Below are 12,573 nucleotides of genomic sequence, written 5' to 3'. Positions count from 1 at the left end.
CCAACTGAACTACCACTCCACTGAGTTTTAATCTTTTCCTAATTGGCGGAGTGGACGGGACTCGAACCCGCGACCCCCGGCGTGACAGGCCGGTATTCTAACCAACTGAACTACCACTCCACACTTAGGAAAGGGTGCCTAAAGGCATTTTGTAAGATTGGCGGAGTGGACGGGACTCGAACCCGCGACCCCCGGCGTGACAGGCCGGTATTCTAACCAACTGAACTACCACTCCAGCGCGACTTACAAATTTTAGAATAATTGGCGGAGTGGACGGGACTCGAACCCGCGACCCCCGGCGTGACAGGCCGGTATTCTAACCAACTGAACTACCACTCCGCTTTATTCTTGTTGTCAGGTTGCTCCCTGACAGCGGCGTGAATAATACGAATCGACCTGTTTAGAGTCAACTGTTTTTTTTAAAAAAACTGTCTTTTTTAGTCTCCATCCATAGAAAGGTTCAAAATATCACCTGATTTGTTATTTTTTGAACCATTCGGATCATTTGCGTTATCTTTGTCGTCATCCTGTTCTGTTGTCGATTGCTTTTTCTTGAATGACGGAAATTTAATTTTCAGCTTAATTGATTTCTTTTGAACAAAAACTCTGATAGCTAACCAGCCAATTAGCATCACAAAAACATTACCAACAGCAATAATCGTTATTAACGCACCTGTGCTCAAAGTGGGTTCAGGCTCTGGAGGAGGTAATTTAGCAAGTAAAGGGTTTACTTTTGGCGCTTGTAACTCAGGTACCTTCTCAATTGGCCTTTCAATCTCAAAGTTATACATAGGTAACTTGGCCATAAATTCTCGACCATTGATATTTTCACCAAAGACAGAAAACTCGATTTGATAACGACCCCAATCGTAATTACTTACTTCTAATTTGCGGTAAAGACGCGCTTCTGGGTTAATCGTAAAGATTTGCTCTTCACCGTTTGGATAAAATATTTTGCCTTGAAAAATAACCGTTTCAGGTTTGATGATATTTTGATCCAGCTTAATCAACAGTTCATGACTAGCTGTAGCATTACTGGCAAGCGTCAAATCAAACTCAAAGGGTGGCTCTGCGATAACGATAGGTGCTTGTACTACCCTGCGTTTAAGAATAGGCGTTTCAATATAGAACTCTGGTTGCCACTCACCTGCAGGAAAAACAAGTTTAAATTCTCCAGTAAAAATACCGTCCATTGGTCTTTCATCAAATTCGCGACCATCATCTTTAAATTCGGTCACACTTTGTGTGCCAGCCCCAAAATTGTCATATTGATCATTGTTGGTACTCACGAACTCGACGATTAGGCTGACCACATCACGAAAATAGCCGACATCGATAGGCTTATCATCGTTCGTTACTTGGCCAGTCACTTTGAGTGTTTCTCCCCTAAACATCAGTTTAGGTAATGGCTCTACCACCAGCTCAATGTCACCTAACACCATAATTCGGCTATCGGGTTGCACTCTACCTATTACCTGCCAAGGACCTGGCGTTGGGTTTTCTATGGTAATAAGGTCATAGCTTGCTTCATCGTACCACTCTAGCATTTCATCTTTCATAGCATGATGCGCGTAGTATTTACTACCATCAGGTTTGACTAAGATAACCGCTGGGGAGCCTGGCTTACGAAAGAAAAGCAGTGTTATTTTCTCGACTTTATGATCAATACGGAAGCGGTTATCTAACAGCGGAACTTCATTTACTTTGCGATTATTCTTCAACAACGTAATCGACGGGGTTGTTGTGAGTGCAATACATTCATGAACAAACAATAAGAGCAGCACTAACAATAATCGCTTCATATAAAATTTACCTTAATTTAGTTGCCAAAGAGTCTCGCCATTTTTATTAACGATTTTTAGCCTTTCTTCATGCGCTATTACTTCATCGGCAGAAGCCTTAACAACTTTAAGTGCCGGACGGTTATCAGGCAAACGTCGAATACTGGTGTTATCAGTTTGCGATGTGTCATCGGTATTATTCGCCAAGTTCATTTTTACTTGACCACCCGTCATTGCTAGATAAACGTCAGCAAGGATCTCTGAATCCAGTAATGCGCCGTGAAGCGTACGTTTGGCGTTATCTATGTCATAACGTCGGCATAATGCATCAAGATTATTTTTCTGCCCAGGATGCAGATTTCTCGCCATCACAAGCGTATCTAACACTTCGCAATACTCGTGAGTGTTGGGGTAGCCTTGCTGTAACAGCGCAAATTCGTTATCCATAAAGCCGACGTCGAACGGTGCATTATGAATAATGAGCTCAGCCCCTTTTATATAATCAAAAAACTCTTGTGCTATTTGATGATAAAGCGGCTTATCTCTTAAAAATTCATTGGTGATACCATGAACATCGATTGCCTCCTCTTCAATATCACGCTGAGGGTTGATGTACACATGAAAGTTATTTCCTGTTAAACGGCGATTAATGAGTTCAACACACCCAATTTCAATGATCCTATGCCCTGCTTTCGGGTCGATACCTGTGGTTTCAGTATCCAGGACTATTTGTCTCTTTAACATATCGTCTGCCTGTTAACTTTGCTATTGTTAGCAACTAATCACTTTATTCTACATAAAAACAGGCTAATTCGTGCAAAAAAGCGTAGAGATTTATACCGATGGTTCATGTTTAGGCAATCCCGGACCTGGTGGGTATGGCATTTATCTTCATTATCAAGGCCATGAAAAAACGCTTTCTCAAGGCTATAAACTCACTACTAATAATAGAATGGAGATGCTCGCTGCCATTGTTGCACTCGAAACCCTTAAACGACCTTGCACAGTCGTGCTACATACCGACAGCCAATATGTTAAACAAGGTATCGAGTCTTGGGTTGCAGGTTGGAAAAAGCGTAACTGGCTTACTTCCGCAAAGAAGCCAGTTAAAAACGTTGATTTATGGAAGCGCCTCGATGAAGCCTGTCAAAGACATGACATAGAGTGGCGTTGGGTAAAAGGTCACAGTGGCAATAAATATAATGAAATCGTAGATGACTTGGCCAGAGAAGCTGCGGGTAGTTCAAAACTGCTTGAAGATGAAGGATATCAAGCAGCTTAAATTTTGTTGTTAGTTCGACTTGTTTCGAGTTTGTCTAAGCCCCGCATTTTTAACCGCAGGTGCCCATTTGGGCCTTGCGTGCCACTTAGGTTTAATTGGTGTTAAAGGTGCGACCCGCTTTCGTGCCACCAGCATATAACAGCTGCCCATGGGTTTTAAATAATGACGACAAAAACGCCGCCAAGGCGCAAAACGAGATAAACGGCTGCCACGAGCCAACGATGCATAGACAAAGCGCTCATCACTGATTATTTCGAACCCCAGTAAGTCTAACCAATCTTTCACCCTAGCAGGGGTAAAAAAACGCCCTGACCACGGCAGCTTTTGAGAACTAAACGGCAATAAATTCGCCAATCCACATAAACTGAACGGGTTAAACCCTGAAATAACCAAGTAGCCACCAGGAATTAAAGTACGATGTGCTTCACGCAGAATGTGATGAGGATCACTTTCATATTCTAAACTGTGGGCCAGCACACATACATCAACACTGTGCTCCGAAAAAGGGAGTTCATCAATTTCAGCAACCACACTGGTTTTCTTACATTGGTTGGGAGATACATTCACTTGATGAGGGATCACACATTTTGATGTATCAAGCTGACCACTTAATGAGCCTAGTTTAAGTAAGTGATATCCAAACATCCTAGGTAACCAAGCTTTCATTCTTCGCTCTAAGCCGACTTTTATATAATCGCCATGTGGAAAGTCAGACCAAGTTAATGGTTTTGGTCCAGACCGAAAACTTAATGCTGGTTTCATTATTGATGCTCGTTATACTAAACCCATCTACACTTTATAGAGCAAATACTTATGGTGCAAGTTGATCCAATTAAAGCTTTTTCTGATAACTATATCTGGGCATTGAGAAAAGAAAATAAAGTTTGGGTTGTTGACCCAGGGCAAGCTGAACCGGTATTTGATTATTTAAAACAAACTCACACAACGCTGGCTGGTATTCTAATCACCCACCATCACTGGGATCATACCAATGGCGTTGAGGCTTTACTTAAGGCGTTCAAAAACATTCCTGTTTATGGCCCTGAAAACTCCCCTTTTGAAGGTATCTCACACAAACTAAATGACGGTGATGAAATAACCGTTGCTGATACAAGATTTAAAATCATCTCATCGCCAGGTCACACCTTAGATCATATTTGCTATATGAACGATGCTTTTTGCTTTACAGGTGACACTTTATTCAGTGCTGGCTGCGGCCGCTTATTCGAAGGCGACGCTGAAATGATGTGGCATTCTTTACAAAAGTTTGCCGAATGTGACGATGATACGCTTATCTACTGCACCCATGAGTACACGCAAGCCAACCTTAAATTTGCTTTAGCTGTTGAACCTAACAATGCAGACTTATTAGCGTATATCGAAAAAGTACAAAAGCTTCGAGATGATAATCAGCCAAGTTTACCGACACATTTTGGCCTTGAGCGGGCTGTAAATCCCTTTTTAAGAGCCTCTGAAGAAAATAGCCTTGTACATGTACCTAAGCATTTAATTCAAGATACAAATAAAAACTGGCAAAAATTTGCAGCTTTAAGGGCTTGGAAAGATGAATTTTAACCAAGTTACCATGTGATTACTTTAAATAACGCAAGAGAATCTGTAGAATTGAGCGGTTTTTGCTCGAATATGAATCACTATGAAAAAGTCTGCAAGTTTAGTTTTAACGCTCTCGTTGTTAACGGGTTGTCAAACCCTAACTGACACACCAAAAGATCAATCAGAGATCACCAATACGGCTGCTAATGAAAACCTAGCAAGCCCTTTAGATATTAGCGAAGCGCTTGCTAATTCAATCACAGAGCCAGTAGAAGCAGACGAACCGGCTCCTGTATTCGATGATGTATGGGAACGTATTCGTTACCAACTCTCAATTTCAGTGCCTCAAAACCGCCCTGTTGTGGCTGAGAGGAACTATTATCAACGCCATCAAAAATATCTAGACCGTATATCAAAGCGTGCAGAGCCGTATTTGTACTTTATTGTTGAAGAAGTAGAAAAACGCCAAATTCCGATCGAGGTAGCTTTACTCCCCATCGTTGAAAGTGCGTTCGACCCATTTGGTTACTCGCATAGAAGCGCGTCAGGTATCTGGCAGTTTATGCCACAGACGGGAGAGCGTTTTAACTTACATCAGAATTGGTGGTATGACGGTCGCCGAGACATAGTACAGTCAACGCGTGCGGCTTTAGACTATTTGGGTTACCTGCATAAAACTTTAGAAGGTGACTGGCTGAATGCCATTGCAGCATACAACTCAGGTGAAGGACGCGTCTTAAAAGCCATCAGAAAGAATCGTAAAAAGCATTTACCAACTGATTTTTGGTCGCTTGATTTACCAAGAGAAACGACGGCTTACGTGCCAAAGTTATTAGCGTTATCAGATCTATTAAAACGACAAGAAGAGTTCAATGTTAATTGGAAGCCAATTATTAATGCACAGGTAGTTGAGATTGTCGATGTCGGCTCACAAATTGATTTAGCCCTTGCCGCTGACATGGCTGATTTAAGCCTCACTGAATTATACCGTTTAAACCCAGGGTTTAACCGTTGGGCAACCGCACCTGATGGTCCACATCAATTACTGATCCCCAGTGATAAAGCGGATGCATTTAAAAACAAACTCGCACAAACACCAGTGAAAGACAGGTTGCGTTGGCAATACTACACGGTGAAACGCGGTGACACTCTATCTGTGATTGCTAAAAAGTTTTCGACGAGCAGTAAAACCATTCAATCTCTTAATAAGCTTGATACCCACATTATCCGTGTCAACCAAAAACTGCTTGTTCCTCTAAGCGATGGAAAAATCAATAGTGAGCACTTACCAAAGTCGGTCAGAGTTGCCGCGAATAAGTCTACGAGCGCTAAAAAAACACATACGGTGAAATCTGGTGACACACTGTGGGATATCAGCCGAGAGTATGATGTTACAGTAAAGCAGCTTGCTAACTGGAATAAGCTAAAAACCAACAGCGTATTAAAGCTCGGGCAAAAGCTCACAATTTATCAAACAAAAGAAGCAAGCAAACCAACCGGACTAGTTTCTACTACCCGAACCATTACTTACAAGGTTAGACGTGGTGATTCTTTAGCCCGTATTGCTTCTAAGTTTAACTTAACGGTAAAAGAAATTGTCGAGTGGAATAACTTATTTGGGCAAAAGTATCTTCAGCCGGGGCAAAAGTTAAAGCTAAAAGTCGATGTAAAACGCACGTCTTAAAAAGATGTACTAAAAAGAGAAGCACCCAAGGGTGCTTCTCTTTTTAGATAGGTTCGAACTTATAGCCGGCTCCATAAATCGAGTGAATAAAATTGGCTTCAGGTGCAATGCTTTGTAATTTTTTACGAAGTTTCTTGATGTGGCTATCAACCGTTCTATCGCTCACAATCCGGTCGTCTGAATAAATATGATCCATCAGTTTATCACGACTGAAAATACGCCCTGGGTGCACATACATGGCTTTAAGCAATAGAAACTCAACGTGTGTGAGTGCAATACTTTCATTATTGAACCTTGCCATAAATGTTTGCTCATCAACTTCTAAACCATGAAGAGCTTCTTGGTTTTGCTCTGCAACATAATTTACTCGACGCATGATCGCTTTTACTCTGGCTACAACTTCTCTTGGGCTATATGGCTTACAGACATAATCATCCGCACCAACTTCAAGACCAATCAACCTATCAATTTCTTCAACCTTAGCTGTCGTCATAATGATGGGTATCTGGCTTTGAGCCCTGATCTGCTTACACAAAGTTATACCATCAACGTTAGGTAACATGATATCTAACAGCACCATACAAGGCTTATAGCGCTCAAATGCTGTCATTACTTCGCCACCATCAGTAACGACATGACATTCAAAACCTGAAGCTGATAAGTATTTTGCTAAAATCGCAGCCAGCTTTTCTTCATCTTCAACAATAAGGACCGAATATGCAGTCACCATTTAATTTTCCTTATATTTGAATTCTATCGTCAATTTTAATCCACCAAGCTTACTTTGCTCTGCGTGTACTTCGCCATTATGCGCCATAATAATATTCTGGCATATCGCCAATCCAAGTCCCGAACCACCTGTTTTACGGTTTCTGGCTGAGTCTGTTCTGTACAGTCTATCAAAGAGGTGTGACAACTGCTCAGACTCTACTCCTGGGCTGCTATCTTGCCATATAACTTGGACCCCTTGCCCAATCCTGCTCACCTTGATGTCTAACATCCCCTTGTTTTCTGGCGATGCATCTGTATAGCGTAACGTGTTTTGCAATAAATTATCGAATAACTGTCCCATACGATGCGCATCACAGAACAAGAAGCACCTGGGGCTGAAATCAAACTGCAAATCAAAGTGACTAAGCTCACTTTTTCTTTTTTCAAGACTGCGTTCTATGAGTTCAGGCAAAACCATTTGCGACTTTTCATAGGACAAAGACCCCCTATCTGACATCGAAAGCTGGTGAAGATCGTTAACTAATTTGGTAAGTCGCATGATCTCTTCATGCAATGAATCAAGCTGCGCTTCATCTGCTTCTATGACGCCATCAATCATGCCCTCAATTTCAGCTTTAATAACAGCAATCGGGGTTCTTAATTCATGAGAAATATCAGCTATCCAACGTTGTCGGGCAGTCAAATTTTCAGCCAATGTTTTTGCCAGCAAGTTCATGTCACTTTCAAGCTGGCCTAATTCATCTCTGCGAATGATTTGTTTTGATAACGAGTAATCCCCACTGGTGAGGTTTTTTGTTCTTTGCCTTAATGCAAGTATTGGTCTGACTAAATATTTACTAAAAGGGATAGACAGTAAAAAAGTCACTACAAAAGCAATAATAGCAATGACAACAAAGTGTTGACGCTGCTGCTTAGCGAATAGTGTTTCAAACTTTCCCGTTACCATCGATCCATTCTCAACACCTATATAGCCAATTTTATATCCTTCCATCTCAGGCCAATACACAGGGATCCAAAGGGCATCTTTAACCATTGCTGGCCTACCTACCAATAATGTACCATCTAGCGCTTTAAAAAATAGTTTATCTGAAGGTCCCCTGCCTCTTCGCTCTCCTCGATGAGGTGGGCGCATATCCTTGCTAGGCTTTGGACGTTTTTTAGGTAAGGCCTCATTGGCGGCACTTACTTGATGGTAAGTTCGCATTAAGTTTTTCCAATATCGCGATCTTCTATCTAGCCAGTCAACATTTTGTTGCGTTTCCATTGTTTGGTGAAAAGCTTCAATAACTGGCTCAAGACGCGCTTTAGTTTGACTTTGAACATAGTCAGAAAAGCTTTTATCAAATGCTATCTGATTAGCCAAAAATATGGCCAATACCAATGTCGAATTAGCTAACAGCAGCATAATTAATATTTTTATGCGAATAGGTAATCTAAGCGTCTTCATTTTAACTTCAAAAAATTGACTCAAGATCATGTTCCGCCATGAATGTGTAAAGAATGTGGAAGTTACAGGCGCAGTTTATTGTTTTCCTAAACCTCAAATTTGATACTATAAACTAAATTTAAAAAAGATCCCGAATACAGTGCAAAACCAAACACTTCAGAAATTTATTTCTTATATAAAGTCACAACAAGTAGATAAACTGCCTGAGTTTTATAGTCAACTCAGCGATTCTGACTGTACGCTTGTATTAAAGTTCTGTTTTGAGCAAGCAATAAAGAACCAAGAGACCTACGTATTTTTTCAAGATCTTTGCAAGCAGCTAATCACAACAAAAGAAGCACTACCTGAAGGACTGATCACTGGTATTAATACATTAGAGCGACTGGCATTTTTCTCGAATGCACTCACTGAAATTGAGGGCTATAAGCAAGCCAACAGACAAGGCAACACGGTTATTCATGCGCTTTGCTCTAATGCTCAGCAAACACAATGGCCGTTTAACTTTTTAAGGTCTCTTATGTTATTTGAAAGAAATGAATCACTTGCTCTCGCTCTCGGGCATAAAAATCATCAAAGCATGCGCCCTATCGATTGTTATCTTGCATTTAATCATAACTTAGCCAAATTGCCAGACCATGAATTTTCTGCTCTTTTAGCCCTTATTGAAATACAGTCAAAAACGTCTCAGCAAAGCGAACCGGGTCTATTACATGCGACATGTCAGTTTTTAGTTAAAGAAAAAGTAAATGAACAGCTAGACAATGCGCATCAACGCGTATTACTCATCGCTAGCTGTTTTCAAACACGTGTTGAAACCGTGTGTACACTTTTAAAGATTTAGGCCTTTTCAACCGCTTCTAGCTTATTTCGTTTGATGTACTTATCACCAAACTGGTAAAGAAATAAGCTTAGCAAAATCATAGTACCGCCAATTAAAAGCGATGACGTTAAAACCTCATCATTCAGAAACGCGCCCAGACTTACCGCAAAAACAGGGGTGATCAAAGTCGTTAAGGCAACTGTACTTGCCGGTAACTTTTGCAGTACATGAAAATAGGCTAAGAATCCTAACAATGAACCAAAAAGTGCTAAGTAACCCGTAGCTAAAATTGACTTCATTTGCCATTGTTCATAATTAATCTCACCACCTGCTGCTAACCAAATCATTGCAAAAACAGGCGTTACAAATGCCAATGCCCCTAGCGTTGTTGCCATTGGGTGGATTGCAATTGGTACTGTCTTAATCATTACGCCACTTAAACTAAAACTTGTTACTGCCATGAGCACATAGACAATCCCTTCAACAGGTACATTCAATTGCTGAATTTGCGTTTTACACACTAAAAACAAGCCGAGTATAGAGAACAATAAGGCGATTAGTTTAACGGGTGTAAAAGCGTGTTCTGATAATATTTTTTGCGCAAAAAGACCCGAGATTATTGGCGCAAGACCAAACACTAGAGAAATCACACCGGAAGGCACAGTCTGAGCTGCCAAATAGCTGAAAAGCATACCCACTACAATGCCTGCAGCAGAATAGAAATATAACAGGCAGGACTTTTTCGACCACGGCACATGTATTTTTAGAGCAAACACAGTGACAATGGCAAGCACCAATGCAATCAACATACGTAGAAAAACACTTAGTGTTGGTGGCATCGTCTCGGCGCTCCAGACAATACCAAGCGGTGTTGTTGACCAAACTAAGATCACAAATAGATACGACCCCTGCACGGGCATAAATTTTCCTTGGGAATAAAAAATTGAAGAGGTCGAAATTATACTGACTAAAATGCACAAATGTTATCGGTACATTGGTCTCATCATACAGTTTTATGTAACGATACATTAATGAAGATAATAACTGCTTTAATCAACATATACATCTGATAGACATATCTGCAATTTTTCATATTATGAGCCCTTTATTCGGAGGAACTATGACAATTATCGTCTATATCATCACCGCTGTTCTTATCAAACTATCAATTCTTGGCTTTGGTATATTATCCATAGTAACTGCTTTTTCCAGCTTGTTACTTTTAAAAGTCATGCACAAAAAACTTTCAGAGTTGTTGATAATTAGGTTTAGTAAAAAGTTTAAAATAGCACTTTGGGGGCACATCAGTGTTTACATTGCTTTTATCGGAAAAATTATATTTATTGACGACTTCAGCGATATTCCTGCCTTTTTAGCCAGTCATCTTGTTATTCACCATATAGCAAGCGGCTTAATTGCTGCTACTTTAATGATTATGAGCCTCAGAACTTACAACCAGCTAAAAGTAAGTAACTTGAATACTAATTAGACAAAATAAAGAATGTCACTCACACTTTTAAAATCTAAATCTAGTGGTGAGTGGTATGAATATAAAAAGTAAGGTTGCGGTCCCTATAATTTTAGGTATTTCTTTAATCTTAGCCGCAAATACATTCAGCATCTTAAAACTTGAGTTTTTGATTTGGGATTACCAATCCTTAGTCAACAAAGATCAGCAACGCATTATTCTAATTACCAACGCAGAGTCATCTTTCAAAAGCCAAGTTCAAGCATGGAAAAACCTGCTACTCAGAAATGAAGAAAAGTATTGGCAAGAATTCCTTTCTCTTCATAAAAGTGTGCAGAAAGATTTAAAGCAACTGCAAACTTTTGAAGAAGGAGATTGGACAACTCGGTTTATTAATCAGCATCAATCTATGCTAAAAGCTTATGAGAAAGCTCAAAGAAGCTTTGTTCTAAATAAAAACTATAAACAAAGCGATACAATGGTAAGAGGCATTGACAGAGATTTCGCTCGAGGACTTATAGAAAAAAGAAGCGCAGTAACTAAGCACTTTACTGAAGTTCAGAGCAACCTAGAGCAACAGCAATCTACTGTTATGACTGTCTATCCAATAATGTCATTTTTCATAGCTATAGTTGCAATACTCGGTATCCTACTTTTTATACACAAAGCAATTATCTTACCTCTACGAGATTTGATAGATAAAACAGTTGAGATCTCTAATGGGAAATATGATTTGCACATGGATTACCCCTTCAATGATGAAGTGGGTCAACTCAGTCAAGCCATAACGGAAATAAAGAATCATATTGTTGAAGCTGTCTCAAACATAGCTGTTGTAAAAGGAGAAGTTGAAGATGCATTTGAAGCAATAGATCATGTTAGCAATGAAATAAGCAGAGGTTCTGAAGAACAAGTCGCATGCTCTCAAACTATGGAAAGTACCATTAATGGATTATCTGAAATTGCAACGAGGTTGCAAGGACTTACTCAACAAGCTTTGCAATCAACTACCCTAGTCACACAAAAAGCGAGTAACTGTGGAGATACTATGGAGCTGTCTGCTAATAGCATGAAGGAGCTTGTTAGAGAGGTAGAAAATACGTCGATTGTCATAGAGTCTCTAGAATCCAAAGCTGCAAGTGTTAGCGGTGTGCTCGATATGATTGGCTCTATAGCAGAACAAACCAACTTACTCGCACTCAATGCCGCAATCGAAGCTGCAAGAGCTGGAGAAGCAGGCAGAGGCTTTGCTGTTGTGGCAGATGAGGTTCGAAGTCTCGCGTCTAAAACCCATCAATCAACTATGAGTATTACCTCCGTTATAGATGAACTTCAGGCTACATCCAAACAAGCTGTAGCTGCAATGCAGCATGAAATTAAAATAACAGCTGATAACGCAGAGAAGAGCCAAGATGCACAAATAGCATTGAAGGAGATTCTCCAAGAAATGGAACAAATGAAGAGTCTAAACCAGCAAGTTACAGACTCTGCCAGTGAGCAAACAAAAATATCAGAAACGCTTCATGAAACATTAATTCAACTCCAAGTTATTTCTGACAATTATAAGAAATTGGCCCAAAGCGACAATGTATCCCGAACTGTGGCAAATGCAAATAGAGACCTAACAAAAATGGTTGAAAACCTACGAGGTAATCTATCTCATCAAGAAGCAGAGCTTTTTTAGGATTAAGTGTCAAGTTGGTGACTACGCATTACTTGCAAGTAAAGTGCAAAATTAGCGACTGCGAACGCAGTGAGAGCGCTTCTTTTGCGCAAGGTGAATCATACCAATCAGTAATTATTTG

The 12,573-nt window shown here is 40.2% G+C and carries 12 protein-coding genes and 3 tRNA genes; 6 read left to right on the top strand and 9 right to left on the bottom strand.

What is annotated here, in order from left to right; all coding sequences use genetic code 11:
- Positions 1 to 43: 43 nt before the first annotated feature.
- The 5 genes from C1E24_RS20465 to dnaQ all read right to left on the bottom strand — a co-directional run bounded on the left by C1E24_RS20465 (position 44) and on the right by dnaQ (position 2,525).
- A tRNA-Asp gene (locus C1E24_RS20465) sits at positions 44 to 120 on the bottom strand.
- 38 nt (positions 121 to 158) lie between these two features.
- Positions 159 to 235 (bottom strand) — tRNA-Asp (locus C1E24_RS20460).
- Positions 236 to 262: 27 nt separating this feature from the next.
- Positions 263 to 339 (bottom strand) — tRNA-Asp (locus C1E24_RS20455).
- A 98-nt stretch (positions 340 to 437) separates the two neighbouring features.
- Complete coding sequence (locus tag C1E24_RS20450; protein WP_138484732.1) at positions 438 to 1,802, bottom strand: TIGR03503 family protein; 1,365 nt, start codon at positions 1,800 to 1,802, stop codon at positions 438 to 440.
- A gap of 12 nt (positions 1,803 to 1,814) precedes the next feature.
- Positions 1,815 to 2,525, bottom strand: coding sequence for a DNA polymerase III subunit epsilon (gene dnaQ, locus C1E24_RS20445; RefSeq protein ID WP_138484730.1), 711 nt, complete (start codon positions 2,523 to 2,525; stop codon positions 1,815 to 1,817).
- A gap of 70 nt (positions 2,526 to 2,595) precedes the next feature.
- On the opposite strand from dnaQ, the gene rnhA reads away from it, so the two are divergent.
- Positions 2,596 to 3,063, top strand: a complete 468-nt coding sequence (rnhA, locus tag C1E24_RS20440) for a ribonuclease HI (protein ID WP_138484728.1) — start codon at positions 2,596 to 2,598, stop codon at positions 3,061 to 3,063.
- A 9-nt stretch (positions 3,064 to 3,072) separates the two neighbouring features.
- Here rnhA and C1E24_RS20435 read toward each other — a convergent pair whose 3' ends face one another.
- Entirely contained in the window at positions 3,073 to 3,825 is a 753-nt protein-coding gene (locus tag C1E24_RS20435; protein ID WP_138484727.1) for a class I SAM-dependent methyltransferase, read from the bottom strand.
- 51 nt (positions 3,826 to 3,876) lie between these two features.
- Here C1E24_RS20435 and gloB point away from each other — a divergent pair, with 51 nt between their 5' ends.
- Positions 3,877 to 4,638 carry a hydroxyacylglutathione hydrolase gene (gloB, locus tag C1E24_RS20430; protein ID WP_138484725.1) on the top strand — a complete coding sequence of 254 codons (762 nt, stop codon included), beginning with the start codon at positions 3,877 to 3,879 and terminating at the stop codon, positions 4,636 to 4,638.
- Positions 4,639 to 4,717: 79 nt separating this feature from the next.
- Positions 4,718 to 6,301 (top strand): lytic transglycosylase, encoded by a 1,584-nt coding sequence (locus C1E24_RS20425; protein WP_138484723.1) that lies wholly within the window; start codon positions 4,718 to 4,720, stop codon positions 6,299 to 6,301.
- 43 nt (positions 6,302 to 6,344) lie between these two features.
- Here the strand turns inward: C1E24_RS20425 and C1E24_RS20420 are convergent, their stop codons facing one another.
- On the bottom strand, positions 6,345 to 7,031 hold the full coding sequence (locus C1E24_RS20420; RefSeq protein WP_138484721.1) for a response regulator: 687 nt from the start codon (positions 7,029 to 7,031) through the stop codon (positions 6,345 to 6,347).
- A complete protein-coding gene (locus C1E24_RS20415; RefSeq protein WP_138484720.1) occupies positions 7,032 to 8,480 on the bottom strand; it encodes an ATP-binding protein in 1,449 nt (482 codons plus the stop codon).
- A gap of 139 nt (positions 8,481 to 8,619) precedes the next feature.
- Between C1E24_RS20415 and C1E24_RS20410 the strand changes: the two genes are divergently transcribed.
- Positions 8,620 to 9,321 carry a hypothetical protein gene (locus C1E24_RS20410; RefSeq protein ID WP_138484718.1) on the top strand — a complete coding sequence of 234 codons (702 nt, stop codon included), beginning with the start codon at positions 8,620 to 8,622 and terminating at the stop codon, positions 9,319 to 9,321.
- On the opposite strand, the gene C1E24_RS20405 is transcribed toward C1E24_RS20410, so the two are convergent.
- Positions 9,318 to 10,220 (bottom strand): DMT family transporter, encoded by a 903-nt coding sequence (locus C1E24_RS20405; RefSeq protein ID WP_138484716.1) that lies wholly within the window; start codon positions 10,218 to 10,220, stop codon positions 9,318 to 9,320. The genes C1E24_RS20410 and C1E24_RS20405 overlap by 4 nt on opposite strands.
- A gap of 200 nt (positions 10,221 to 10,420) precedes the next feature.
- Here C1E24_RS20405 and C1E24_RS20400 point away from each other — a divergent pair, with 200 nt between their 5' ends.
- Positions 10,421 to 10,789: a hypothetical protein gene (locus tag C1E24_RS20400; protein WP_138484714.1), complete on the top strand. Its 369-nt coding sequence runs from the start codon at positions 10,421 to 10,423 to the stop codon at positions 10,787 to 10,789.
- A gap of 55 nt (positions 10,790 to 10,844) precedes the next feature.
- Positions 10,845 to 12,452 (top strand): methyl-accepting chemotaxis protein, encoded by a 1,608-nt coding sequence (locus tag C1E24_RS20395; protein ID WP_138484713.1) that lies wholly within the window; start codon positions 10,845 to 10,847, stop codon positions 12,450 to 12,452.
- Positions 12,453 to 12,573: the final 121 nt, after the last annotated feature.

Origin of the sequence: Pseudoalteromonas phenolica, from assembly GCF_005876835.1 — a bacterium.
In the GTDB taxonomy this organism is placed as follows: domain Bacteria; phylum Pseudomonadota; class Gammaproteobacteria; order Enterobacterales; family Alteromonadaceae; genus Pseudoalteromonas; species Pseudoalteromonas phenolica_B.
This window is presented reverse-complemented; position numbering and strand designations above follow the sequence as displayed.